Raw genomic sequence first — 24,956 nt, 5'->3', positions numbered from 1 at the left:
ACAGCCTGGCCATAAATTTCTGCCGGGAATACGACGGGAACTCCCGGCAATCACCGGGAAGGCGGACTACTGCGCGTCGGTCCACAGGCCCCCGAGCAGTTGCTGCACCTGTTCCGGCTGCTCGACGTTGGCGAAGTGGCCGCAGAGCGGGATCGTCACAGTCCGGACGTTCGGAATTGTGGCGGCCAGCCGGTCCAGGTCGGAAGGAGACGTGAACACATCAGTGTCCCCGCGGGTCGCCAGCACGGGGCAGCGGATGCCGCGCCACTGGTCAAAGTCGTAGTGCGCCACTGCCCGGGCAGCCGCGGAGAAGCTGGCCGGCCGGGCGTCACGGCCGAGCCCGCGGATCACCCCTGCGGATATGCCTGCGGGATCGGCGAACAGCGGTGCCGTCAACGGTCCCATCACGGGTGTGGCGCCGATTGCACGGACCAGCGCCGGCCCGGCCGGGCCCAGGGCCGCCAGTGAGCGCATGAGCAGCCTCATGCCGACAAACGCCGGGAATCGGGACACGCTGCGCAGCGGCTCGCGGGCGGCCTCGGACACGCCGAATGTCGTGGCCGAAATGGCGGCGACGCTCGCGGTCCGCTCCGGCCATGCCGCGGCTATATGCAACGCCAGGAAGCCTCCCATGGAGTGGCCCACGAGGTTCCACCGCGGGTAGCCGAGCAAGGCCAGCACCTCAGTGACGGCGCGTGCCATCGCCTCGATGCCGAAGAGTTCCAGCCTGGCACGCTTGGTGGATTCGCCCCACCCCGGCAGATCAATCAGAACACGATCGTGGGGCGAAGCTGCGGAAAGCAGCGGCTCAAAAGTGGTCCAGGATCCCGCGGCGCCGTGAAGATAGACCTCCGCTGTGCCGGACGCCTCCGGTGCCATGCTGGACACGCACCGTGCACGGGCCCAGCCCGGTTGGAACCATGTGCCGCCGCAGCGTGGCTGCCCACGTCGCGGGTTCCTGCCGAACGCTCATGCCCGCCTTCCTCTGGTGTTCCCTAACGCTGTTGATCTCTACAAAGGATTCGGAGCCGTGGCGTTACTGGACCGGACCGGACGTGCAGAGCACAGCTGCCTGGTGAGGCACCAAACGGAAACGGACGACGGCGGGAGGTCCCGCCGTCGTCCGCTTAACTGGGCGGCAGGAAGGTTAGAGGTCCAGCACCAGCACGGGGCAGGTGGCGCGGGAGACGCAGACCATCATGCAGCTGTTCTCGGCTTTTTCTTCGAGGGTGAGGACGGAGTCGCGGTGGTCGATGGTTCCCTCGATGACCGTGGTTTCGCAGGTACCGCAGGTCCCTTCGCCGCAGGAGGAAAGGATGCGTGTGCCGGCTTCTTCGAGAACACTCAGGACGGATTTATCCGCCGGGACGGTCAGCCGCACGCCGCTCGTTGCCAGTTCGATTTCGAACGCCACATCGTGCGCGGTGTCCACCTTCTTTGCCGTGAACCGTTCCAGGTGCAGGGACCCGGAGGGCCACTTCTCGGCACAGATTGCCTCGACGGCGGCCAGGAGCGGTTCCGGACCGCAGGTGTAGACGGCTGTGTGGCAGTCCGGGGAGCCCAGGGCCGTGGGCAGATCGATGATCCCCTTCTGGTCCTGGGGCCACAGGGTGGTTCGGGTGCCGTAGGCGGTCAGCTCATCCCTGAAGGCCATGGAGGAAAGTGTCCGGCCTCCGTAGACAAGCGTCCACGGCTTCCCCTGCTGCTGTACTTCGCGGATCATCGCGGCAATGGGCGTGATTCCGATGCCACCGGCGACGAACAGGTAGCTGGGGGCATCGACCAGCCGGAAGTGGTTCCGCGGACCGCGGACGGTCACCGAATCGCCGGTGGCCAGTGACTCGTGAACGAACCGCGAGCCGCCGCGGCTGTTGGGCGCATTGAGGACACCAACGACGTAGCTGCTCCGATCTGCCGGATCGCCGCAGAGGGAGTACTGCCGCGTCAGGCCGTTGGAAAGGACCAGATCGATGTGGGCGCCGGGACGCCACGGCGGAAGGTCTTCGCCGTCCTGGTGCCGGAGGGTGAGGAGTACGACGTCGTCGGCCGCGTGTGTTTTCGCCGCGACGCGGGCAAAGAAATGGGCCTCTTCGAGGGTGAGGTCCGAAATCGGCCCGGAGATGGTCTCTGTTGTGCTCATGGTCCTGCTCTCAATCTGAAAGTCGTCGCGTGGGATGCGCTGAGGGGAAGTGTGTTTAGTACTGCGTGAGTGACAGACGGCTGAGCCGCCCGCCGATGAACCACTCGGTGACGTAGAGCCAGTGGCCGTCGGCGGCGATTCCGTGGGGGCTGTTGAAGAAGCCCGGGTCCACAACCGGTCCGTTCAGGCCCCCGGGAACGCGACGGTTGGGCCAGGCATCGTCCTCGTTCGACCGGGGCCGGGCCCGTTCCAGAACGCGGGTGAATGCATCGCCGTCGAACCTCGCGACTCCGCCGAAGAGTTCGGTAACGTAGATCCGGTTCTCCACGAGCACGAGCGAGGACGGGCTGTCCAGGACTCCTTCGCCCAGGATCCGCGGCTGTATTCCGCTCCGGTCCATGACGACGATTCTGCAGTTGGTGCGGTCCGCCACGTAGATTTCGAGGCGCCCATGGTCGGTCCGCAGCATTATCCCGTGCGGGCAGGCGAAGGCGGTGCCCGTTTCTGCGCCGTCCCGAGTTCCGAGATAGCGGCCCGAGGCGTCGAAACGGTGCACCAGGCTGGCGCCGTACCCGTCGGCTACCCAGATGTCACCGCTATCGGTGTATCGGGAGTCGTCGACGGCGATCGACGTCGGGCGCCATGACTCAAGTGCATAGTCCAGCAGTGGCGGGCATTTCAGTTCCAGGAGGACGCTTCCGTCCCTGTTCAGGATCACTGCGCGCCCGGGCGAGAAGTGATCGGCGTAGGCCGATGTGTCGGCGGGATCCTCGACGAAGCGGTGCCCGGGGTCGGCCACGGCGATGACTTCCTCGCCGTCGCGTTGGCAGGTGAAAATGCTGTGCATTTCGGTCAGGGACGTTGGTATGGTTTCGGAGCGACCCGAAGGATCGATGACCAACAGGTCGCGGCCTTCCGGGTGGGCGCAGAGGACTCTGCCGTCGCTGAGGACTGCGACACCGGAGTGCATCCAGCCGCGTGACTGTGGCAGGAGTCCGGAGAGGTCCTCCCAGCCTTTGACCTCAGTCAACGAACTTCACCGGAAGCTTTGCGAAGCCGCGGACCATTTGCTTGGCCCAGCGCTCGGGCAGCCCGACGACGCGGATCTCAGGGCCTTCGAGGAGAGTCTCCACGAGGACGCGTCCGGCGAGCCGGGCCAGGGGTGCGCCCAGGCAAGCGTGGATACCGTCGCCGAAGGTCATGATGCGGTTCTCCGGCGTCAGCTCGCGGCTGATATCAAAGAAGTCCGGGTTCTGGAAGACCCTTTCGTCCCGGTTGGCGGAGCCCAGCAGGAACATCACCCGGGAGTCCGCCGGTATGGTCACGCCGGCGATGGTGATCTCGGCGGTGGTCTGCCGGCAGAGGTTCTGGCCGGGGGTGTCAAAGCGGAGTGTCTCCTCCACAAAGGCCGGAATGGTGGCCGGGTCCTTCGCAAGGCACTGTTGGAAGGCCGGGAACTTGTCGAGGGTGGCCACGAGGTTGGTGAGGAGGGCGGCGGGGGCGTCGATGGCTGCCGACAGAATCAGATGGGCGAGGCCCACCTGTTCACCCGGCTCCACTTTGCCGGCGTGCATGCCGAGGATGATTTGGGTGATGGCATCCGACCCTGTGGCGGCGCCGCCGGCTTCGACCTCTTCGCTCCGCTTCCCAAACACGTCCGCGAGGTGCTCTTCGGCTTCCTGATTGGAGAAGGCGGCGTCGTCCGGCACGCCGAACTCGCCCACCGTCCGCACCATGGAGCGCAGGAGATGTTCCTGCAGCATTCCGCTGTCCTCGACGGCCATGCCGATCATTTTCGTGGCCGCACCGATAGCCAACGGAAGCGCCACCTCAGTGGCAAAATCACCGCCGCCGTTCGCGCGGAGCTCCGTGATCAGGTGGCGGGCCAGTTCCCTGATGCCGTCTTCCTTGGACAGTATCTCGCGTCCGACAAAGACGCGACGGACGGCCGATCGCAGAGAGGTGTGCCGGGGAGCGTCGACCATGATCAGGTTGCCTGCCCCGTAGGACGCATGGGTACCGTCCATGTCATTGCCCAGGGCGCTGGAGAGCTGCCCGTGGTTTCGCAGGCCTGCCTGGACATCGGTGTAACGCGAGACGACGTACAAGTCGCGGCGCTCGTTGTAGTAGACCGGCGCCTTGTCCCGCAGGATTTTGTACAGCTCATAGGGATGGTCATACGCGGCGTAGGAGAGCGGATCGTAGAAGACGCCGGGATCTGTCTCCAGGCCGGGATTCGGGCCAATCCCGGGCGCCGCGACAGGGTCCGGCGTGCGTGATTCCTCGCCGGCGAGAGCGGCGCCGCTGAAAGGGCATCGCTGGATGTCGGTGGTGTTCGGATCAGTGGCTAGCGACATTGGTAGGCCCTGCTTTCGTGCGTTTTGCGTGGATGGGAGAACGAGACCTCAGCCGTGTGAGGAAGGGCATTTGGGCTGGATTTCCTAAAGACTAGCACGTGCTAGGTTTTCGTCAAGGGATGTCCTGACAAACCCGGCGGAGAGCCATCAACCCTCCGCGTATAGGATGTCCAAGTGATCTCTAAACGGCCGACCATGATGGACGTCGCCACGCGCGTCGGCGTTTCACGGCAGCTTGTGGGGCTCGCCTTCCGCAATGAGGCCGGCGTCAGTTCCTCGACACGGGAGCGCATCTTTGAGGCGGCTTCCGAGCTCGGATACAGCCCGGACATAGCAGCGCGGTCGCTTCGCCGGCGGAGCAGCAACTACATCGGTGTGCTCTTCAATCCCGCCCACTCATCCGCGGACGACATTGTCGAAGCCCTCTATGCGGCGGCCCACGAGCGTGGCTACAACCTGATTCTCGGTGCCCTGACGGCGACGCGGGACGAGCGGGATGCCATCACGGAACTGCTCGGGTTCCGCACTGAGTCCGTCATCCTGATTTCGCCGGAAACGCCTGTAAACGAGCTGCGGAAACTGGCAAAGCGGCTGCCGGTGGTCAGCATCGGCAGACCTCTGCCGCAGGGTGTCTGCGGTGCCGTCCGGTCAGACGGGCAGCGGGGGATCGCGGCGGCGGTGGACCATTTGGTGGAACTCGGGCACCGGGATATTGCCTACGTTCTGACGCGGTCACTTCCTGAATTCGCTGCCCGCCACCAGGGATACGTGACAGCCATGGACAGGCACGGACTGCCCTCTCGGGTCCGGGAGATTGACGGGGACTTCACCGAGGAATCCGGTGCAAGTGCCGCCGAGTCGCTTCTCGCGGAGCCGGTCATGCCCACCGCGGTAGTCTGCTCCAATGACCATGCTGCCATGGGCCTCATCAATAGGCTTCTGCGTGCCGGCTTGCGGGTGCCCGAGGATGTTTCGGTCACGGGCTACGATGACAGCCGCATCGCCAGGCTGTCGTTTGTTGACCTGACGAGCGTCCGCCAGGATCCCGAGGAAATGAGCACGGCGGCCGTCGAGGCCGCCGTTCAGATGATGTCAGACGAGGAGTCGGCGCCCCGGGAACGCATGATCGTTCCCACGCTGGTCATCAGGGGAAGTACGGGCCAGCCCCGGTCAGAGGCGCAGCTGCACCCCAGGTGAGCGGGCGCGGACGTCGACGTCCGGGCGCAGTGTCTTTCGCGGGAGGTGTATGCCCGCAGCCGCAATCCATACCATGTGCCCCGCGTCACAAAACTGGCACGAGACAGATTTTTCTCGAAGGGTCTTGCACGTGCCAGTTATTGTGCGTAAGAATGTCCTGACAATAAGTCGAAGATCGGCACTCCCCACGAGCATCAGTTCTGGATGGGGGCAGGCTTCGGCACCTATGAGAGGGACACGACGAAGTGAAACCTATTTCTACCTTCAAGCGGGGACTCGGCGTAATTGCCATGGCAGGCGTGGCTACGCTGGCTCTGGCAGGCTGCACCGCAACGTCCAATGCATCATCAACCACCGGCCTGGCCGACAAGTTTGGCAGCCGCGCCGAAAACCGCAGCGTTTACTTCCTGACGTATTACAACCCGGCCGGCGACGCATTCTGGGCCCAGATCCTCAAGGGGGCGGAGGATGCCTCCACCCTCGGTGGCCTGCAGCTGACGCACCAGACCGCCGATGCCGATCCGGACAAAATGGTGGACCTCGTGGCAACAGCCACGGCGTCCAAGCCCGCAGTCATCGTGATGCCGTTCAACGAAGGCGAGAAGTGGGTCAAGGTGGCGTGTGACGCCTCCAAGGCAGGCATCAAGGTCGTCGCCTACAACGTGCCGGCACCCGAGAGTGCCGCCGACTGCGTCAGCGGTTTCGTCGGTCAGGACTTCTTCGAGGTCGGCACGCTCGTTGGCGAGCGTCTCGCCGCGGAGGCCAAGCTGGGCGCCGGCGACAAGGTCCTCTTCCCGGCGGAAGAACCCGAGCAGAACTACGCCATCCAGCGCGGCGGCGGCGTGCAGAAAGCGTTCGACAAGGTGGGTGCGAAGGGCGAGTACCTCCGGACCTCCGCCTCCGATGAGGAAGCTCTGAACTCCCTCACCTCATGGCTCATCGCCAACAAGGACGTCAAGGCAGTGGCGCCCCTGGGAGGCACCCCGCACCGCAACATCCTGGCTGCCATGGAGGCAGCCGGCGTGAAGGTTCCTATCGTCGGCTTTGACACCTCCCCGCAGGTTATCGACGGCATCAAGGCCGGGGACATCATCGCCACGGCTGACCAGCAGGCTTCGTCCAGGGATTCCAGTCGCTGATGCAGAGCGCCCTTGCCATCGACTTCGGCCTGGCACCGGCAAACATCAACTCCGGCGGCGTCTCCCTCATCGACAAGACCAACGTGGAAAACCTCGAAGCGCCGGACCTCCAGGGCGTCCGCTGGTAACTGCGCCCTAAGGGGATGGAGCGGCGGCCACGCCCCCGCTCCATCCCCTCTCCGGGCCTCAGCGCCCACCTCTCCCATTCCGCGGCATCGACGCCGCTGCCATCGAAAGATCAGGTCATGTCACCACAAGAGACAGGCACCGGCCAACACGTCCTCACGGCGCCGTTGGAAACAGGGGCCATCACCAAAGTCCGCCGCCTTGCCGATAACCAACCCGTCACAACAGCCGAGAAATTCAAGGACTACATCCGCTACACCCGTGGCCGCGGAGCCCTCGAAATCGGCGCGATCCTGGCGGTCGTCATCATCGGCTTCGTCATCGCCAGCATCGCCAGCCCCGCCTTCCCATTCCTGTCGGCCAACAACCTCTCGGGCGTCATCTCCCAGAGCATTCCGGTATTGGCCATCCTGGCCATCGGAGTCGGCATCCTGATGATCGCCGGAGAATTCGACCTCTCCCTGGGCGCGAGCATCGGGTTCTCTTCCATCACGTTCATTCACGTCTCCAACTCGTTCGGCTGGGGCTGGGGGGTCCTGGCCGCAATCGCCGCGGCCACCGGTATTGCCCTGATCAACGGACTGATCGTGGTCATCACCGGCATCCCGTCCTTCATCGCGACTCTTGGCATGGCATTCTTCTGGACCGGCGCCAGCATCTTCATCAACGGCACCGCGCCGGCGCTGCTGCGCAAAGGAAAAGACGAAGCACTCGTCACCCTCTTCGCCGGCGATTTCGGTTTCTTCCGCTCGCAGCTGGTCTGGATGATCGTGGTGGGAGTAGTGGCGTGGTTCTTCCTGCACCGCCACAAGCTCGGCAACCACATCTTCGCCGTCGGCGGCAACGCGTCGGCCGCGAGGGCCATCTCCATCAACCCTTTCAAGGTCAAGCTCCTCTCCTACGCCCTGTTCGGAGCCATGGTGGGCTTGGCCAGCATCCTGATCTCGGTCCGGACCTCGTCCATGCAGCCCGGTTCCACGGAGGATTACACCCTGATGGCGATAGCGGCTGCCGTGGTCGGCGGAACCTCCCTCCTCGGAGGCCGGGGCACTATCATCGGCATGATCGTCGGCGCTGCCCTGATCCGCATCATCGAAAACGGCCTGATCCTGGGCAAGGCGCCCGGCTTCTACATCCAGCTCTTCGTCGGCCTGATCATCGTGGTCGCCGCCATCTTCAACAAGCTCATGGAAGGCAAAGCATCATGACCATCAACGAGGACTACCTGCTCCGGATTGAGGGCATCACCAAGAAGTACGGCGTCAACACCGTCCTGGACGACGTGTCTTTCGATATCGGAAAAGGCGAGGTTGTGGGCCTCCTCGGCGACAACGGTGCTGGCAAGTCGACCCTGGTCAAGATCATGTCAGGCGTGGTCGCGGCCACCGCAGGCGACTTCTCCTGGGACGGAACCAAGCACCCGCACGTGAACAGGGCCCTGACCGAGAGCCTGGGCATCGAAACGATCTTCCAGGACTCGGCGCTGGTCCCGCAGATGTCCATTAGCCGCAACATCTTCATGGGCCGCGAGATCACGAACCGCCTGGGTCTGATGAAGATCAAGGAGATGGATGCCATCACCTCCGAAATCCTGGACTCCGTGGTGACCATTGAAGGCATCAAGAGCTCCAAGCAGCTTGTCTCGTCGCTGTCCGGAGGTCAGGCGCAGGCGGTGGCCATTGCCCGGGCCGTCCACTTCAAACGGAGTCTGCTGATCCTTGACGAGCCCACCTCCGCGCTTGCGGTTCGCGCCACAGAAGCGTTGCTGGACTACCTGCGGGCACTGAAGGCCGACGGAATCAGCTCCGTGCTGGTCACCCACAACCTCCACCACGCCTTCGAAGTCTGCGATCGGCACATCGTCATGAACCACGGGCGCAAGATCCTCGACGTTCGCCGCGAGGACACGAGCGTCGAAGAACTGACAGCCGCCGTCGTCGAAGGTGAACTCGGCATCCGCCGATACCGTGAGAACGCCACCGCGGCCTGACCCGACAAGCCGGTGATGACGGGACCCGGCGCACGCCTCGGAAGAGGTTCCCCGGCGACGGCCTTGCCCATGGGGCGGCAGGGCCGTCGAGTCGGGCAGACGTCACGGTTTCTCATCGTCAACGGACGTCCGCTGGCTTCCTGCCCCTACCCGTTCGCAACGTCATTCCGGAGGACCACAATGCTGCAGGATCACATCGTCTTGCCAGAGGACCTTTTCGTGGATGTCGACCGCGCAGGTCCCGTTCCCCTCTACTTCCAGGTCTCGTCCTGCATTGAGCAAGCAATTCTCACCGGCCACCTGCCCGCCGGTGCACGCCTGGAGAACGAGATGGTTCTGGGGCGACGGCTGGGCCTCTCACGGCCAACCATCCGCCACGCGATCCAAGAGCTCGTCGACAAAGGACTCCTGGTGAAAAGCCGGGGAGTCGGCACCCAGGTTGTCCACGGCCAGCTCACCCGGGATGTGGCACTGTCCAGCCTCTTTGAAGACCTGTCCAGGATTGGCAAGCGCCCGAGTTCCAGCGTTCTGACGCACGAGCTCATAACAGCCCCTCCACAAGTTGCCGAAGCCCTCGGCACCGGACCTGGCGCCAGGGTCTTGCACCTGCGCAGGGTACGTCTCGCAGACGGCGTCCCGTTCGCCATCCTCGAGAACTACCTGCCGGAAAGGTTTGCCGCCTTGTCGCACGGACAGTTGGAGCAAGGCAGCCTCTACCGGCTGATGCGAGCCCGTGGCGCAACCATGCGGGTGGCCAAACAGAACATCGGCGCCCGTACTGCCGAGCCGGACGAGGAACGGCTCCTTGAAATGCCTCCTGGAGCTCCCGTACTTACCGTCAACCGCCGGGTCTATGACAGCCTCGGGAAGGCTGTCGAGATCGGCCGCCATTGCTACCGTCCAGACCTGTACTCATTCGACATCACGCTGGTCGACAAGTAGACGGCTGGTCGGCTGCGTATAAAAGCGGCACCAACGCAAGCGGACGACGGCGGGAGGTCGCCCGCCGTCGTTCGCTTCTTGCCGGTAGCGGGTACTGCCTAGAGTGCGCCCTCTTGGGAAGTTCCGGCTGGGATCGGCACCTGGCGGACGACCTTCACGGGTTCCGCCAGGAGTCCCTCGAGCGCAGCATTGAGCCGCTTGACGGGATCCCCGTCGCCGTGGGCGTCGAGCAGTTCGGCGCCAGCAACCCAGCGGCTGAGACCTGGTCGGATGATGCCAGATTCGCGCCGGCCTCGCTGTCGAAGTAGCTGGCCATTCTGGCCTCGAGGGCTATGGTGCAGGGATCTCCGGCCATCAGGCGTGCTTGTCCCGTCTGGCGGATCCAGATGAGGTCGTCCTGGTTGAGTTCCCACATTTTCGGGCCGAGGGCAGGGTCCGGCTGGACTCCGATCAGGGTGTCCGCGCCGAGGTCTTCGATTCGCCGGACGGTACCCGCCAGACGCCGGCCGCCGACGTCGGCTGAGACCGTGAGATGCTCCGGTCGCAGGCCCACTCAAAGGTGCTTGTGCGTCCATTAGCTGCTGATTTCCGGTGCGGGGCGGATTCGGTGGGGGAATGGAACCTTGAGGCGTTCACACTGCGACGGCGGATGCCAACACCGCTCCGGCCGGCTGGCAAGACTGGCGTTCGATCAACCTGACGGGAATGACGTTTTTGCGCCGGAACCTCTTGTCGGGCGTCGCGATTCGGGCGAGGATGCGCTCGGCAGCAATCCGTCCGACCTGACGAGGATTCTGGTCGATGACTGACACTGAGGGTTGGAGGACATCCGCCATGGGAAAGTCGCCAAAACTGATGAGCGCAATGTCGCTTCTTTTCAAAGCCTGAAGGGCCGGGAAAACGCCCGTTGAGAACCGCGCGTTGGAGGAGAAGATGGCCGTCGGCGCATTGCGCAGCGCCAGCAGGGTCTTGCAGACCTGGGCGGCAGCGTCTGCGTCGCGTGACCCAAGCGCAATCAGTTCCTCGGCGATCTCCAAGCCGGCATCATCAAGGGCGGCGCGGTAGCCTTCCAGGCGCAGCCTTGTGGTGGGGACGTCCGGTGAGTCTCCGACGATGGCGATACGGCGGTGGCCGTGGGCGATGAGGTGCTGCGTCGCTTCGAAGGCCCCCCCGAAGTCGTCTTCGACGAAATAGTCGGCGTTGAGCTTGGTGGGTACGCGGTCAATGAAGACGATGGGGAAGCTGTCCTGCCACCGTGCGAGGTAGGACTGATCGGCCGCGATCGGGGCGATAATGAGGCCGTCGATCTGGCGGCGGACCGTCGCTTCAATGATGCTTTGTTCCAGGGACGGGTTATCCCCGAGGCTGGTCACGACTATGGCCATGTCGTGCTCGCGTGCGGCCAGCTCGATCCCCTTCGTGACGGCAGCGAAGAATGGGTCGGCGACGTCAGGCACGGCGATGCCAATGACGGCGGACTTGCCTTCGCGGAAGGTGCGCGCAAGCATGTTCGGCACGTACTTGAGTTCGCGCATGGCCGACTGGACGCGCTGCCGCGTGTCTTCCGTGACGTGCGGGTCGTCGTTAAAAACCCGGGAAACCGTCTTGGCACTCACTCCGGCGCGCGTGGCCACATCCTGCATCGTAGTCACGGTTCGGCTCCTTCATTGTTCGCTGGGCACACCCTACAGGCTGGGCTGTTCGAAAGCGGGAACACCTCCACTGCTAAAGATGTCATCGGTGTCAATCCGCCGCCCACCCCATCCTGCCCGATGTTCGAAGTAACTTCAAGCAACTCATGTCATCGATGACATGAGTTTTTCGGTTTTCCTTGACATCGATGACATGGGGCATCTAAGTTTCTGTAAGGCAGGTCACAGCGAGTTCCTCGAAGCCGAAGGTTAGAGCCACTCGATCCAGACCTGCGGGTTTGATTCAAGGCAGCGCTTCAAGGGTGTAGCAGCAGAGCTTCTTCACCGTGGCATGACCAACGGAGGAGACAGTGATGAACACCGCTGAAGTTCGGACCCCGGTTTCCCAGCGAGAGGCCGAGCATCTGACGTGCACCTTGGATGAGCTGGTAGAGCGGGCCCGCACTCTCGCTGTCAGTGGAAGCCGGCGCATCCTGGGCATTGCGGGAGCGCCTGGTGCTGGAAAGTCCACCGTGGCGCAGGCTATCGCCGATGCCTTGGATGGCCAGGCTGCCCGGGTCGGAATGGATGCTTTCCATCTGGCGAACGGAGTTCTTGCTGCGCGTGGCTCGACGGACCGCAAGGGCGCTCCGGACACGTTTGACCCGTGGGGATACGCCCACCTGCTACACCGGCTCAAGTCGAACGGCGAGCCGGTTGTTTACGCCCCGATGTTCGATCGCGGCCTCGAGGAATCGATCGGCTGCGCGATCCCGGTGGCCCGCGAGGTGCCGCTGGTCATTACCGAAGGGAATTATCTTCTCCTGGACGCCGAGGGCTGGCGGGAGAGCCGGGCGCAGATCGACGAGGTCTGGTTCCTGGACCTAAGCGACGACGAGCGGCAGCTGCGGCTGCTCCGGCGCCACGAAGCCTTCGGAAAGCCGCCCGCGGAAGCAGAGGCATGGGTCCTAGGCAGCGACCAGAGGAATGCTGCGGTGGTTGCTGCTACCCGAAGACGCGCCGATTTGATCATTGACCTGAGCTATTCCGACAGCCGTGAGACCTTCACGAAGGCCTGAATGAAGAGGAAGACAGAAGTGACAGCACAACGAAGTGTCTCCGGCTGCATGGCCGGGGTCGCCGCATTCGTCCCGTACCAGCTGACAGGTGTTACCCCATGACAACAATCCCCGTTTTGGAAGCCCGCGGCCTTACCCGCAGCTTTGGCAACGTGCGTGCCCTCGATTGCGTCGACTTTGACGTCAACGCAGGCGAAGTGGTTGCACTCATAGGTGACAACGGCGCCGGAAAATCGACCCTCGTAAAGGCCCTGTCGGGGAACCTTGCTTTGGACTCCGGCAAGATCCTGTTTGCCGGCGGCGAGGTTGAACTAAATTCCCCGAGCCATGCCAGCAGCCTCGGCATCGAAACCGTCTATCAGGACCTTGCCCTGGCACCACACCTGAACGCGGCCCAAAACATGTTCCTCGGCCGAGAAATCCCCAAGCCCGGCTTTCAAGGACGGCTCGGATTCATGGACAACAGGACGATGCGTGCCAAATCACGGGAAGCCTTCGATGAACTTGGAGCTACGGTTCGAAGCCTGTCCGACCCAGTCGGCAGCATGTCGGGAGGCCAGAAGCAGGCAATCGCCATCGCACGGGCTGTTGCCTGGGCCAAGGGTGTCATCTTCCTGGACGAACCGACAGCCGCACTGGGAGTTGTGCAGACAAAAAACGTGCTCGAGACGATCCGGAGGGTCCGTGACAAAGGAGTGGGCGTCGTGTTCATCAGCCACTCGATGCCGCACGTCATCGATGTAGCGGACCGGGTCCAGGTACTCCGGCTCGGACGCCGGGTGGCCACCTACGAGGCGAAGAAAACGACGGTGGAAGAACTAGTCGGCGCAATGACCGGCGCACTTGATGGAGCACACTCATGACCGCAACCGAAGCCGTACCCCGCGCAGCCGGGACCGCACCCGAAATCTCTCACGCACACACCCTCCGGCAGGTTCTCCAGGTTCAATCGTTCCAAATCCTGCTTGTTCTGATGGTCATCTTCCTGGCCTTCACAGCCCTGGCACCGGACGTGTTTCCGACCTGGGGCAACGTCCGCCAGATCATTCAGAATGTCTCCATCCTGGGTGTCCTGGGTATCGGCATGACCTTCGTCATTGTCACCTCGGGCATCGACTTGTCCGTCGGATCCAACCTTGTCTTCTCCGGAGTCGTGGCGGCAAAAGTCATGCAAGCCATGGGCGGCTCCGGATGGGGAACTGCCATTGTCGGTATCTTCGTGGCCGTCGGCTGCGGGCTCGGGTGGGGTCTTCTCAACGGTGTTCTCATCGCGAAGGCCAAGGTGCCGCCGCTGATTGTCACCCTGGGAACACTTGGCGGCGCCTTGGGGCTGGCGCAGGTCATCACAGGCGGCGTGGACATCCGCGAGGTCCCTGCTGTTCTCCAGGACACCATCGGATACGGCAACGTTCCGGGAACCACCTGGCCGACAATTTCCCTGATCGCGATGGTCCTGATCCTGATCTTCGGGACCGTACTTCACCGGACCAGGTTCGGCCTCTACACCTTCGCCGTTGGCTCCAACGAGGAATCCGCCCGCCGCGTTGGCGTGAAAGTGGACCGCCAACTGATTTCCATCTACGCACTCTCCGGTGGCCTCGCCGGCGTGGCAGGCATCCTGTCGCTGTCCCAGTACGGCACGACCGCCATCGCCGGTCAGTCAGCGACAAACCTTAACGTAATCGCCGCCGTCGTGATCGGTGGAACGTCACTCTTCGGCGGTGTCGGCACCATCTTCGGAACCGTCATTGGCCTCTTCATCCCCGCGGTACTCCAAAACGGCTTCGTCATCGTCGGCATTCAGCCGTTCTGGCAGCAGGTGGCGGTCGGTGCCGTTCTGGTCCTGGCCGTCTATGTCGATCAGCGCCGCCGGGCGGCGGCAGCCCGAGGGCAGTCCGCCAAGGCTGAGGGCAAAAAGAAGCTGTTCGGCCGACGCTCCAACTGATCTTCCTCCCCGCATCAACCTCCCGCATCAACCCGTCCAAGCAAACCAGGAGCACACAATGAAGTTGACCCCTAAAGCCACCCTGCTCGCGGCAGGCCTCCTCGCCGCAACTTCCCTCACGGCCTGCGCCGGCGGAACTGCCTCGGCCGGGAGTTCGGCCGGAGACCAGCCCAAGCTCACCTTCATCCAGGGTGTCGCCGGTGACGAGTTCTACGTCAGCATGCAATGTGGCATCGACGCCGCCGCCAAGGCAGCCGGCGCAACAATAAACACGCAAGGGCCGGCCAAGTTCGACCCGACGCTTCAAAAGCCCATCGTTGATTCTGTTGTGGCAGCCCAGCCGGATGCCATCCTGATCGCACCAACGGACGTGGCTGCAATGCAGGCGCCCTTGAAGGCCGCCGCGGCGGCAGGCATCAAGGTCATCCTGGTTGACACCACGGTGCAGGACCCGTCGTTCGCCGCGTCTGCGATCGCCTCGGACAACAAAGGCGGCGGCCTTGAAGCCTTCAAGGCAATCAAGAACCTCAGCCCCAACGGAGGCAAAGTCCTCGTAATTTCCACCGACCCCGGTGTCTCAACAGCCGATGCCCGCGTTGCTGGCTTCGAAGAGGGCGCCAAAGCTGACTCAGCCTTCCAGTACCTGGGAGTGCAGTACAGCCACAACGATCCGGCTGAAGCCGCCAGACTCGTTTCTGCTGCATTGACCAAGGACCCGGACATTGTCGGCGTCTTCGCGGCCAACACCTTCGCGGCAGAAGGAACAGCTACGGGCATCCGCCAGGCCGGCAAACAGAACCAGGTGAAAATCGTCGGCTTCGATGCCGGCCCGGCACAGGTCAAGCAGCTCAAGGAGGGCATCGTCCAAGCCCTGATCGCACAGGAACCGGCGTCAATCGGGACCCAGGGTGTGGACCAGGCACTCAAGGCCATCAAGGGCGAGCCCACAGAGAAGGAAATCCAGACCGGGTTCAAGCAGATCACCACGGACAACATCAGCGGTGACGGCGCCGAGTACGTCTACAAGTCCTCCTGCTAACAGCGAGCGTTCCGGTGCCGTTGCCCGCAGACTCCCAAGCTGGCAACGGCACCATCCCGCCTCTCCCGACCGAAGAGAAGAATGACATGACGTCCCTGAATGAAGCGGCCCTTCCAGAAGCGGCAGGCCGGCTACCCATCCCCTTGTATCAGCGCCGCGCGGTCCGGACCGGGATTGTCCACTTCGGCGTCGGCGGATTCCACCGATCGCACCAGGCCATGTTCATCGACCGCCTCCTGAACCTGGGCGGCTCCCAGGACTGGGGAATCTGCGGCGTCGGAGTGCTCGCCTCGGATGCCCGCATGCGCGATGTCCTCGAAAGCCAGGACGGCCTGTACACACTCGTGTTGAAGGGCGCCGAAGGCACCGAAGAGGCCAGAATCATCGGTTCCATCACCGAGTACCTTTATGCCCCTGACGACCCGGCCGCGGTCATCCGCAAGCTCGCAGATCCCGCTACCCGCATAGTCTCCCTGTCCATTACCGAGGGCGGCTACAACATCAGCGACAGCACAGGAGAATCCGATCCCCGTACACCGGACATTCTCCGCGACCTGATACCGAACACCGCTCCAGGCTCCGCGTTCGGTCTGATCACCGCTGCCCTGGCCCGGCGCCGTGATCAGGGCACTGCCCCGTTCACCGTCATGTCCTGCGACAACATTCAGGGGAATGGCAACGTCGCCCGCAAAGCGCTCGTGTCCTTCGCCCGACTCATGGATCCCGAACTCGCCGGCTGGATCGCAGAGACCGTGGCCTTTCCCAACTCCATGGTCGACCGCATCACCCCAGTCACCACCGACCATGACCGGGCTGCGGTGGCCGAAGCCTACGGATTCTCAGATGCATGGCCGGTGGTTGCCGAGCCGTTTGAACAATGGGTTCTCGAGGACAAGTTCACAGCCGGGCGTCCGCCTTTGGAAGACGCCGGTGTGCAGATCGTGGACGACGTCGAGCCTTACGAACTCATGAAACTTCGGCTCCTCAACGCGAGCCACCAGGTCATGAGCTATCTCGGATATCTCGCCGGACACAAGTACGTCCATGAGGTCTGCGCCGATCCGCTGTTCGCCGAGTTCATCAGCGGCTTCATGGAACGCGAGGCGATGCCCACCCTGCGACCCGTGCCCGGCATCGATCTGCACGCGTACCGGGACGAACTCATCCACCGCTTCGCCAACCCCGCAATCCGTGACACCCTCGCCCGCCAAATGGTCGACGGATCAGAACGGATCCCCAAATTCGTGCTTCCGGTGGTGCGTGAACAGCTCGAACTCGGAGGCCCCATAGACCGGGCCGTGCTCGCGATCGCAGCCTGGGCCCGGTTCCTGGGAAGTACAGACGACCGTGGCGAACCCGTAGCCGTCACCGACCGGCGCCTCAGCGAACTCCGCGCGGCCGCCCGTGCGGACCAGAGCGAGCCGGGCGCCTTCCTCAACCTGACCGAAATATTCGGCGGCCTGGGCCAGGACACCCGTTTCGCCGCCGCGTACCGGCAGGCCCGCGAAGCCCTGGAACGCTCCGGGGCGCGGACCGCCGTTCAGGGCCTGACCGAACTCTTGATGCCTATAGGGAGTACTTCATGACCGACTCACCCACAGCCAGCATGGCAGCCGAAGCCCGATCTGAAACAACCGACTTCAACGGCCGTTCCGTCCTCGTCACCGGCGCCAGCGGTGGCATCGGGGCCGCCACCGTCCGGCAACTCACCGCCGCGGGTGCGAAGGTCATCGCCAGCGCCCGCACGCTCGAGTCGTTAGCGCCGCTCTGCGATGAAACCGGCGCCCAGCCCCTGGCATTCGACCTGACCTCCGAGGAAAGCATCAGAGACGCCATCGAGGGCCTGGACCTGTGGGGCGTCGTGAACTGCGGCGGCTTCGGCGGCGAAATCGCCACACCGCAGGATACCGACATCGACGTCTTCGACAAGGTCATCAGCATCAACGCCCGCGGCGCCCTGCTGGTCATCAAACATGCGGTGCCCTCCATGATCCGCCAGGGCAATGGCGGCGCAATCGTCAACGTCTCCAGCCAGGCCAGCATGGTGGCACTTCACGGCCACATCTCCTACGGCTCCTCCAAAGCCGCTCTGGACAACATCACCCGCGTATCGGCGCTGGAACTTGGCAAGCACAACATCCGCGTCAACAGCGTCAACCCGACAGTGGTCATGACCGACATGTCCAACTTCTACTGGGGACGGCCGGAAGTCGGCGGCCCCTTCCTTGAGCAAATGCCACTCGGACGATGGGCCACGGTGGACGACGTGGCCGGCCCCATTGTCTTCCTGCTCAGTGACGCCGCCGCCATGATCACGGGCATTTCCCTCCCGGTCGACGGCGGCTACACCGGCCGCTGACCTCCGTTCCGCCGCGGGGCGCCGCGACCCGACCTCAATTTGAAATGGATGACAAATGAACCTGACCGACGAACGCGCATCCGAGGCGATTATCGTCTGCGGAGTGCCGGCGAGTGGCAAGACGACGTTTGCCCATGACCTGGCCCGCGAGCTCCACTGGACCATCCTTGACCTGGACACCGTCACGAATCCCTTGTTTGAGCACATGGGCGGCGAATTCCTGGTCGATGTCCCCACAGCACAACCCGCAGCGCGTGCGAGCGTGAACGATATCCGCTACACCTGCCTCTTTGACACCACCCGGGAGAATCTCGCTCTGGGCAACAGCGTGGTTGTTGTTGCTCCGTTCACTTCCGAACGCACCTTCCCGGCTGCATGGGCACGGCTCGTTGAGCGCCTCGCGATCCCTGAACCGCGGGTGCACCTGGCCTGGATGGACACCCCGCCGGGCGAGGTCGTGAGGCGAATGCGGCTACGCGGAGCGGCACGCGACCTCGACAAGGTCAAGAACCCGGAGCGTTTCCTCTCTCCAGAGGTTACGCAGGCCCCCGGCGTCGCTCATATCCGAATTGATGGCTTACTTACGCCGCGTCAACAGCTCGAGCACTTCCTGTCGGACTTCGCCGTGCGCGAGGCCGTGCACTGAGCCGCCGCTAGCAGTTACCACGTCATTCCTCTACCGAGGGGCCATGCCTCCCAAGGCGCACCTCCTCCGAGACGCGATTCGTCGTGCCCTCACGACGGCGATTTCCGGTGCATCCGGCCGCCGGACCCCAGATCCTCACAAGACCAAAACCATCTAAGTAGGAGATACCAGTGAACACTCTCACCACTCTCGAGCGCCGCGGCATGGCAGCGATCTCGACCCCCGGCGGCAAGATGCTCATCGTTGCTGCCGACCAGCGCAACGGCATGAAGGCCGTCATGAACGACGCACCGGACGGGCCGGGCTCCATCACGGCCGAGCAGCTCTCCGACGCGAAGGTGGACCTGGTCCGATACCTCGGAAACGCCGCGCCGGCCATTCTGCTCGATCCTGAGATTGCCCTGCCCCGTGTGGCCGATGAGGGCGTTCTCTCCCGCGATACCGCGCTGGTTGTCGGTCTTGACGCTTCGGGCTTCGACACGGTCGACGGCCTTCAGTACACAAAGTTCGTCCCGGGAATGACGCCCCGCAGGGTGCGCGAACTCGGCGGCGACGTGGCGAAGATGCTCTGGTACATGCGCCCCGATCTTCAGGACGCCAGCTCGCGCGTCGCGGATGAAATCCGCGAACTCGTCACGGCATGCACCGACGAAGGACTCCTCCTCATTGTCGAGATCCTGGTCTATCGCCTCGAAGACGAAAGCGAAGAGGCCTATGCTGCTGCGTTCCCCGGACTCGTCGCCGGTGCTGCCCGGCTGTCCGTCGAATGCGGCGCCAAGGTGCTTAAGCTGCAGTACCCCGGATCCGGTGAGGCCAGTGCCTTGGTCACCGAGGCGGCCGCAGGCGTGCCGTGGGCCGTACTGTCTGCAGGCGTGGACCACGAGACGTTCATCAGGCAGGTAGAGATCGCTGTCGCAAACGGTGCCGGCGGCGCCATGGCGGGACGCTCGCTCTGGAAGGACAGCCTGGCTGTGTCGGCAGAAGTCCGCGAGCGACTGCTGACGACGCGTGCGCTTCCCCGCCTGCAAGAGCTCGAAGCCGTTGTGGACGGGACGCTGGTGGCGTCCTAGCGCGCCACCATCTGCTCAGCGCCCCATGAGGCTGGCGGACGACGGCGGGAGGTCCCGCCGTCGTCCGCTTCTCCCGTTGTTCAGTTGTCCAGGAGTCCGCCGCTGGCCCAGCGGCGGACGGCGAGCTTCTCTGCGGCGTCGAACTCCAGCAGAGCCACCCGGCAGAGTTCCTCGACGTTCGCGGTCCACGCTGCTGCCAGGCCTTCCGCTGTCGCCTCGTCGGTGAGCGGGAAATTGACGTAGGCCAGGCCTTGAAGGACAAAGCTCACGGCGTTGCGGGAGACCGGCTGGTCCGCGTTGACGCAGTCATCCCGCACCTGCCGGGACAGTTCGGTGCGGTTGAGCGGATGCTCACGAAGCCTGGCTGCCATGGACTGGAACATCTGCCGGAACTGGGCTGCGGAAAGGGCCGGCACGTCCGTCACCCTGGTGACCTGTTCCTCGATGCCCGGCTGCAGGTCCGCGGGCGCAGGAAGATCCTCGCTTGAGAACCGCTTCGCGTCCCACACCCAGCCACCTTGTGCCGGGGAATATTCGACGCCCTGGCCGATCTGGGACACCCACGTCCCGAACTTTCCCCAGCCGCCCCAGTCCGTCTTCAGGGAAGGCTCTGCAGTGAGTGCCCGGTGGGCCACCATTGCGCCGACGACAGGGCCAGGCGCGGTGCGGACGAACTCGAGAACCTCACGGATCGCGGGCGAGGTGGACTTGGTTTTAGACTTCGCCGGCTGCTGCTGTTTCCCGGGCGCCACCGCATGAACCGGCTCCACAGTTGAGCCGTTGAGGATGGCGACGAAGTCGTGGGATTCCACAACGTGGTCCGCCATCTCCCGGTACGCGAAGGCCACCGCGCCGGCTGCGATAACCGTAGTCATCCGGTCAGCGGCACGGAACCGCTGGATCAGGGACGTGAAATCGGCGTCGGCCGAGGCGATGAAGAACTCTTCGATGCCAACGTTCCCGGACAGTGCATCCATCGCATCAAGCACCAGATTGATGTCCGTGCTGCTCTTGCCCCGCTGCGTCAGCGACGGGCAGTCAATCACGCGGAAACCGGCGCGCGTCCAGTAGGTCCGGTACTTCGAGTACACCACCGGGTTCAGGTAGCAGTTGCGGATCAGGAACCGGCGGGCGTCCTCGCCGGAACCACCTGCTGACAACGCATCCGCCCAGTGCTTCGGGTCTTCGGCAAAGCGCTTCGCCGCCAGCGGATCCAGCGACTGCAGGCCGGTGAAGACATTGTCGAAATCAACAAACATCGCAGCTCGGATGCCAGGCCTGCGGGACGGTGGGTGCGCCTCATTCATTGGCTCAGTTTGGCAGCAACGGCTCGAACTGGCGACACGTCTGGCTGCGCCACGCCAGGAGCTGTTGTTGATGCCCTGTCCATGCCGCATTTATGCGGCGTGCAATTTGTCTAACGGGCATTAATATTCCGCCTTAGTCGTGCTTTTTTATGGAAACTGGCATTAAAAATATAAGTGTGTATGGTATCGGGTAGATACAAAACAAAGAAAGGTGTGATTCCAATGTCAGGAAAATCGCCCAAAAGCGTCAGCGCCAAAAAAGCGGGAAAATCAATTCTCGAAAAAAGGGCTGATAAAAGAGCTAAAAACGAATCCAGTGAAACTCTGTTCGCAAAGCCGCGCAAAAACCAGCGCTAATAAACTCGGGCAGCCGAATGCGAGACTCCTAGCCCCGTTCGGCTGCCCGCCACCACCTATCCCGGCCTGAGGCCGCAGCAGAGAACATCGTTTCAGCCACAAGGACAAGACCATGAACACCACCTACAACGCCCTGATCGTCCCGGCGCACCTCACTCAACCGGTGCGCATTGAAACCGTGGACACAGTCATGGCATCCCTGCAGAAACTCGTTGCAGGAAACATCGAATCCATCACCAGCAGAGACTGGCATGTCTACTTGAACGACGAGGGACCCCGCCTGCCCCAGAACCCGCGGGCCGAAGTGCTCGTCCGCGAAGCAGGCGTCTATCTCGACGACACCCTCAACGGGACGGCGGTGTTCCTCGGGAACGGACGCCGCGGAGACGAATCCGATACACCCGGGCACCTCATCCGGCTTGCCGAGCAGCTTTTCGACCTGCCGCTGGCGGCCTGACACGTAGGGTGCGGCGCCAAGCCGGGTACGGCACCACCCCGGGCATGGCACCAAACGCAAAGCGGACGACGGCGGAACCTCCCGCCGTCGTCCGCTTACTTCCTGCCCCGGTTACAGAACCTTGCTGAGGAACCCCTGAGTTCTGGCGTTCCGCGGCGAGGAGAAGATCTCATCGGGGGAGCCTTCCTCGACGATCAGTCCCTGGTCCATAAAAAGCACCCGGTCGGCCACTTCCCGGGCGAAGCCCATTTCGTGGGTAACTACCACCATGGTCATACCCTCATTGGCCAGATCCTTCATGACGGTGAGAACCTCGCCGACAATTTCCGGGTCCAGGGCTGAGGTGGGCTCGTCAAAGAGCATGATTTTTGGATCCATGGCCAGCGCCCGGGCTATGGCCACACGCTGCATCTGACCGCCGGACAGGCTCCCCGGGAAGGCCTCCATCTTTTCGGCCAGTCCCACTTTTGCCAGCAGCATTTCGGCTTTGGCGCGGGCTTCGTCCTTGTTGGCCTTGGCCACCTTGAGCGGGGCCAGCATGACGTTGTCGATGACCTTAAGGTGCGGGAACAGGTTGAAATGCTGGAAGACCATTCCCGCTTCCTGCCGGACCAGGTTGATGTTCGTTTTCGAGTCGTCCAACCGGTGCTTGTTGATCACGATGCTGCCGGACGTGATCGATTCCAGGCCGTTCATGCACCTCAGGAACGTGCTCTTGCCTGAACCCGAGGGGCCAATGACGCACACCACCTCGCGCTCACGGATGTGGCAGTCAACGCCTTTGAGGACATGGTTCGGGCCGAACTTCTTATTCAGATTCTCAACAAAAATCACAGTCATATTCCGATCTAAACGCTCGCGGGCTCGGGAAGTTTGAGGGGGTCCACCTGGATGCCGGTCCGTTTCTCGTACAGGCGCCCCAGCAGGGAGATGCTGTAGCAAATGACGAAGTACATGGCGGCGACGGTGAGGAACGTCATGATGGGGTCGCCGGTGAGGTTGGTGACAATGTTGCCCGCGTGGGTCAACTCGACCAGCCCGGTCACCGTCACCAGGGAGGAATCCTTCACCAGGCCGATGATGAAGCCGACGCCGGGCGGAACCATGATCTTCCTGGCCTGCGGCATCACCACATACCGGAGCTTCGCCCAGTAGTTGAGGCCGAGGGCATCTGCCGCTTCACTTTGCCCCCTGGACACCGCCTCGATGCTGCCACGCACGATTTCTGCCACATAGGCGGCGGCGAAGCAGGTCAGCGCGATGACGGCCGAGGTGAACTTGTCCAGTTCCAGGCCGGGGAACAGCAGCGGGATCCCGAAGAAGATGAAGAAGATGATGACCAGAATCGGGATGCCGCGTACACAGCTGATGTAGATGGTGCTGATCCACCTCGCGATCCTGCTGGGGGACGTTCTGGCGATGCCAAGGATCAGTCCGAAGATGACTCCGAGAATGCCGGACATGGCGCAGAGCTGAATGGTCAGCCATGCCCCCTTGGCCAGCGGAATGAGGTCCTGCCAATCAAAGGCCCTAAACACGTGCGCCCACCGCCCACCGGAACAGCGTCGTTTCGGCCCGTTTCGAGGCCAGGGACAACAGGGCGGATACGCCAAGGTAGAGCAGCCCGCCCACTGCGAGCACCTCGATGGTCCGGTACGTGGTGTTGCTGACGCTCATGATCGCGTTGGTCAGTTCAGGAAGCGAGATGATGGATCCAATCGACGAAGCCAGGAACAGCAGGATCAGCTGGTTGGTCAGGGCGGGGAAGACGTTCCGGGTGGCCGGCAGCAGGACGATGTAGCGCACGATCTGGGCGTTTTTCATGCCCAGCGCCTTGCCGGCCTCGCGCAGGCCGTGGGGCACGGACTCGAAGCCGGCCCGGTAAATTTCCGCAGTGTAGGCCGCGTTGTTGAGGGTCAGGCCAATAACGGCGGCCCAGATGGGTTCGAGGTTGATGCCCAGCGCGGGAAGGGCAAAGTAGATCAGGTACAGCTGCACCAGCAGAGGCGTGTTGCGGATGGCCTCGATGTAGCACGTGCAGAAGATGCTGACTGCCTTTCCGGGCCCGACCTTCCCCAGGTACAGAAACACGCCGAGTGCGCTTCCCGCCACCATGGCCACGAGCGTGATGTACAGAGCTGTCCAGAGCCCCTCAAGCAATAGCGAGCTGAACGGGAGAAGGTCTCCGAAATATAAAGCCATGAGCAAAGGGTCCTATCCGTGAACGGCGGTGTGGGTGAATGACTGCCTGTCCTTCACCCACACCGGAGAGTGCGTCCGAATACTGTTAGTGGGCGAGGAAGGGCGGAAGTTCCAGCCCGAACCACTTCTGCAGGGAGGCTTCGTTCTGTCCGGAGATGGTGTAGTTCCGGATGAAGTTGTTGATGTAGTTAACCCACGTCTGGTCGCCCTGCTTGACGCCGATGGAGAACAGCGCCGGCTTGATCGGGTCGCCCTTGAGCACCTGGAATGCGGATGGCTCGCTCTTCACGAGCCCGCCGATGATGGCGTTGTTTTCAATCAGCGCGTCCACTTTGCCGCTCTTGAGGGCCTGGATGGAATCGGCCGTGGTGTTGAAGCCGGCGATCTTGGCGTTCGGGAAGGTGGCCTTGAGGATTTGCTCGCCCACACTTCCGCGCGACGTGGCCACGGATTTCCCGTCCAGATCCGCATAGCTGGCAATCGGGCTTCCCACGGGAACCATAAAGACGGTGGAGCTGGCGGCGTACGGCTCGGACATATCCACTACCTGGGCGCGCGCATCCGATGCCGTGAAGGTTGCAATGACGGCGTCCGCCTTGTCGGTCTGCAGCAGCGGAATGCGGCTTTCGTTCGTGGCCGTGACGAACTCAATCTTTGCGCCCAGCGAGGCGCCGAGCGCGTTCGCGACATCAATGTCGAAACCCTCGTGCTCACCGGATGACGTCATCACGCCGTATCCCGGAGAGTCGGCACTGACGGCGATCTTGATCGTCTTCGTCTTGAGGATCTGGGTGAGGTGGCTGTCCGCCACGGCTCCTGTTGCGCTCGCAGCGCCGGCCGAGGCACCGCCGGAGGAGCAGCCTCCCAGCGTGAGGGCCAACGCGATAGCCGGTACAAGAAGCAACTTCGGTGTTGCTTTGAACATGGTGCTCTCCTGGGGATTATTGATGCGGATCGGATGCGGGGGTGACGG

27 protein-coding genes are annotated in these 24,956 nt (G+C 63.2%); 16 read left to right on the top strand and 11 right to left on the bottom strand.

Features of this window, described 5'->3' with window-relative positions:
- Positions 1 to 66: 66 nt before the first annotated feature.
- The 4 genes from ASG77_RS02990 to ASG77_RS02975 form a co-directional block, all read right to left on the bottom strand.
- Positions 67 to 879, bottom strand: a complete 813-nt coding sequence (locus ASG77_RS02990; RefSeq protein ID WP_056340918.1) for an alpha/beta fold hydrolase — start codon at positions 877 to 879, stop codon at positions 67 to 69.
- A 268-nt stretch (positions 880 to 1,147) separates the two neighbouring features.
- On the bottom strand, positions 1,148 to 2,140 hold the full coding sequence (locus ASG77_RS02985) for a PDR/VanB family oxidoreductase (RefSeq protein ID WP_056340916.1): 993 nt from the start codon (positions 2,138 to 2,140) through the stop codon (positions 1,148 to 1,150).
- 55 nt (positions 2,141 to 2,195) lie between these two features.
- On the bottom strand, positions 2,196 to 3,170 hold the full coding sequence (locus ASG77_RS02980) for a hypothetical protein (RefSeq protein ID WP_056340913.1): 975 nt from the start codon (positions 3,168 to 3,170) through the stop codon (positions 2,196 to 2,198).
- Positions 3,163 to 4,497: a cytochrome P450 gene (locus tag ASG77_RS02975; protein ID WP_056340910.1), complete on the bottom strand. Its 1,335-nt coding sequence runs from the start codon at positions 4,495 to 4,497 to the stop codon at positions 3,163 to 3,165. Before ASG77_RS02975 ends, ASG77_RS02980 begins: the two co-directional genes overlap by 8 nt.
- 174 nt (positions 4,498 to 4,671) lie before the next feature.
- On the opposite strand from ASG77_RS02975, the gene ASG77_RS02970 reads away from it, so the two are divergent.
- The 6 genes from ASG77_RS02970 to ASG77_RS02950 all read left to right on the top strand — a co-directional run bounded on the left by ASG77_RS02970 (position 4,672) and on the right by ASG77_RS02950 (position 9,891).
- Positions 4,672 to 5,694 carry a LacI family DNA-binding transcriptional regulator gene (locus tag ASG77_RS02970; protein ID WP_200950616.1) on the top strand — a complete coding sequence of 341 codons (1,023 nt, stop codon included), beginning with the start codon at positions 4,672 to 4,674 and terminating at the stop codon, positions 5,692 to 5,694.
- A gap of 245 nt (positions 5,695 to 5,939) precedes the next feature.
- Positions 5,940 to 6,833: a substrate-binding domain-containing protein gene (locus ASG77_RS02965; protein ID WP_156380155.1), complete on the top strand. Its 894-nt coding sequence runs from the start codon at positions 5,940 to 5,942 to the stop codon at positions 6,831 to 6,833.
- Positions 6,833 to 6,961 (top strand): hypothetical protein, encoded by a 129-nt coding sequence (locus ASG77_RS22800; RefSeq protein ID WP_268760636.1) that lies wholly within the window; start codon positions 6,833 to 6,835, stop codon positions 6,959 to 6,961. Before ASG77_RS02965 ends, ASG77_RS22800 begins: the two co-directional genes overlap by 1 nt.
- Before the next feature lie 117 nt (positions 6,962 to 7,078).
- Positions 7,079 to 8,167 carry an ABC transporter permease gene (locus ASG77_RS02960; RefSeq protein WP_162254911.1) on the top strand — a complete coding sequence of 363 codons (1,089 nt, stop codon included), beginning with the start codon at positions 7,079 to 7,081 and terminating at the stop codon, positions 8,165 to 8,167.
- Positions 8,164 to 8,949, top strand: a complete 786-nt coding sequence (locus tag ASG77_RS02955; protein WP_104061666.1) for an ATP-binding cassette domain-containing protein — start codon at positions 8,164 to 8,166, stop codon at positions 8,947 to 8,949. Before ASG77_RS02960 ends, ASG77_RS02955 begins: the two co-directional genes overlap by 4 nt.
- 180 nt (positions 8,950 to 9,129) lie before the next feature.
- Positions 9,130 to 9,891 (top strand): GntR family transcriptional regulator, encoded by a 762-nt coding sequence (locus tag ASG77_RS02950; RefSeq protein WP_056340901.1) that lies wholly within the window; start codon positions 9,130 to 9,132, stop codon positions 9,889 to 9,891.
- A gap of 154 nt (positions 9,892 to 10,045) precedes the next feature.
- Here the strand turns inward: ASG77_RS02950 and ASG77_RS02945 are convergent, their stop codons facing one another.
- On the bottom strand, positions 10,046 to 10,444 hold the full coding sequence (locus tag ASG77_RS02945; protein ID WP_056340900.1) for a TOBE domain-containing protein: 399 nt from the start codon (positions 10,442 to 10,444) through the stop codon (positions 10,046 to 10,048).
- Positions 10,445 to 10,523: 79 nt separating this feature from the next.
- Positions 10,524 to 11,534 carry a LacI family DNA-binding transcriptional regulator gene (locus ASG77_RS02940; RefSeq protein WP_235564312.1) on the bottom strand — a complete coding sequence of 337 codons (1,011 nt, stop codon included), beginning with the start codon at positions 11,532 to 11,534 and terminating at the stop codon, positions 10,524 to 10,526.
- A gap of 362 nt (positions 11,535 to 11,896) precedes the next feature.
- On the opposite strand from ASG77_RS02940, the gene ASG77_RS02935 reads away from it, so the two are divergent.
- From ASG77_RS02935 to ASG77_RS02900, 8 genes are all read left to right on the top strand, one after another.
- On the top strand, positions 11,897 to 12,601 hold the full coding sequence (locus tag ASG77_RS02935; protein WP_056340896.1) for a nucleoside/nucleotide kinase family protein: 705 nt from the start codon (positions 11,897 to 11,899) through the stop codon (positions 12,599 to 12,601).
- 98 nt (positions 12,602 to 12,699) lie between these two features.
- The gene (locus ASG77_RS02930; RefSeq protein WP_056340894.1) at positions 12,700 to 13,464 is read left to right on the top strand and encodes an ATP-binding cassette domain-containing protein; all 765 of its coding nucleotides are present in this window, start codon (positions 12,700 to 12,702) and stop codon (positions 13,462 to 13,464) included.
- Entirely contained in the window at positions 13,461 to 14,546 is a 1,086-nt protein-coding gene (locus ASG77_RS02925; protein WP_056340893.1) for an ABC transporter permease, read from the top strand. Before ASG77_RS02930 ends, ASG77_RS02925 begins: the two co-directional genes overlap by 4 nt.
- A gap of 58 nt (positions 14,547 to 14,604) precedes the next feature.
- Positions 14,605 to 15,585, top strand: coding sequence for an ABC transporter substrate-binding protein (locus tag ASG77_RS02920; protein ID WP_082575793.1), 981 nt, complete (start codon positions 14,605 to 14,607; stop codon positions 15,583 to 15,585).
- An 86-nt stretch (positions 15,586 to 15,671) separates the two neighbouring features.
- Positions 15,672 to 17,171 carry a mannitol dehydrogenase family protein gene (locus ASG77_RS02915; RefSeq protein WP_056340891.1) on the top strand — a complete coding sequence of 500 codons (1,500 nt, stop codon included), beginning with the start codon at positions 15,672 to 15,674 and terminating at the stop codon, positions 17,169 to 17,171.
- The gene (locus tag ASG77_RS02910) at positions 17,168 to 17,944 is read left to right on the top strand and encodes an SDR family oxidoreductase (protein WP_200950615.1); all 777 of its coding nucleotides are present in this window, start codon (positions 17,168 to 17,170) and stop codon (positions 17,942 to 17,944) included. The genes ASG77_RS02915 and ASG77_RS02910 overlap by 4 nt, the downstream gene beginning before the upstream one ends.
- Positions 17,945 to 17,999: 55 nt before the next feature.
- A complete protein-coding gene (locus ASG77_RS02905; protein WP_056340888.1) occupies positions 18,000 to 18,590 on the top strand; it encodes an AAA family ATPase in 591 nt (196 codons plus the stop codon).
- Positions 18,591 to 18,760: 170 nt separating this feature from the next.
- The gene (locus tag ASG77_RS02900; RefSeq protein WP_200950614.1) at positions 18,761 to 19,660 is read left to right on the top strand and encodes a hypothetical protein; all 900 of its coding nucleotides are present in this window, start codon (positions 18,761 to 18,763) and stop codon (positions 19,658 to 19,660) included.
- A gap of 80 nt (positions 19,661 to 19,740) precedes the next feature.
- On the opposite strand, the gene ASG77_RS02895 is transcribed toward ASG77_RS02900, so the two are convergent.
- Positions 19,741 to 20,967, bottom strand: a complete 1,227-nt coding sequence (locus ASG77_RS02895) for an NYN domain-containing protein (protein ID WP_056340885.1) — start codon at positions 20,965 to 20,967, stop codon at positions 19,741 to 19,743.
- Positions 20,968 to 21,189: 222 nt separating this feature from the next.
- On the opposite strand from ASG77_RS02895, the gene ASG77_RS22795 reads away from it, so the two are divergent.
- On the top strand, positions 21,190 to 21,324 hold the full coding sequence (locus tag ASG77_RS22795) for a hypothetical protein (protein ID WP_268760635.1): 135 nt from the start codon (positions 21,190 to 21,192) through the stop codon (positions 21,322 to 21,324).
- A gap of 112 nt (positions 21,325 to 21,436) precedes the next feature.
- Positions 21,437 to 21,781, top strand: a complete 345-nt coding sequence (locus ASG77_RS02890) for a DUF3846 domain-containing protein (protein WP_056340883.1) — start codon at positions 21,437 to 21,439, stop codon at positions 21,779 to 21,781.
- 111 nt (positions 21,782 to 21,892) lie between these two features.
- Here the strand turns inward: ASG77_RS02890 and ASG77_RS02885 are convergent, their stop codons facing one another.
- From ASG77_RS02885 to ASG77_RS02870, 4 genes are all read right to left on the bottom strand, one after another.
- On the bottom strand, positions 21,893 to 22,621 hold the full coding sequence (locus ASG77_RS02885; protein ID WP_327019603.1) for an amino acid ABC transporter ATP-binding protein: 729 nt from the start codon (positions 22,619 to 22,621) through the stop codon (positions 21,893 to 21,895).
- An 8-nt stretch (positions 22,622 to 22,629) separates the two neighbouring features.
- Positions 22,630 to 23,319, bottom strand: coding sequence for an amino acid ABC transporter permease (locus ASG77_RS02880; protein WP_056340881.1), 690 nt, complete (start codon positions 23,317 to 23,319; stop codon positions 22,630 to 22,632).
- Positions 23,312 to 23,983 carry an amino acid ABC transporter permease gene (locus tag ASG77_RS02875; RefSeq protein WP_056340879.1) on the bottom strand — a complete coding sequence of 224 codons (672 nt, stop codon included), beginning with the start codon at positions 23,981 to 23,983 and terminating at the stop codon, positions 23,312 to 23,314. The genes ASG77_RS02880 and ASG77_RS02875 overlap by 8 nt, the downstream gene beginning before the upstream one ends.
- Positions 23,984 to 24,068: 85 nt before the next feature.
- The gene (locus ASG77_RS02870) at positions 24,069 to 24,908 is read right to left on the bottom strand and encodes a transporter substrate-binding domain-containing protein (protein WP_056340878.1); all 840 of its coding nucleotides are present in this window, start codon (positions 24,906 to 24,908) and stop codon (positions 24,069 to 24,071) included.
- Positions 24,909 to 24,956 lie beyond the last annotated feature (48 nt).

Origin of the sequence: Arthrobacter sp. Soil762 (assembly GCF_001428335.1) — a bacterium.
In the GTDB taxonomy this organism is placed as follows: domain Bacteria; phylum Actinomycetota; class Actinomycetes; order Actinomycetales; family Micrococcaceae; genus Arthrobacter.
Note: the sequence above shows the minus strand (reverse complement) of the source record. Positions and strands in the feature narration are given on the sequence as shown.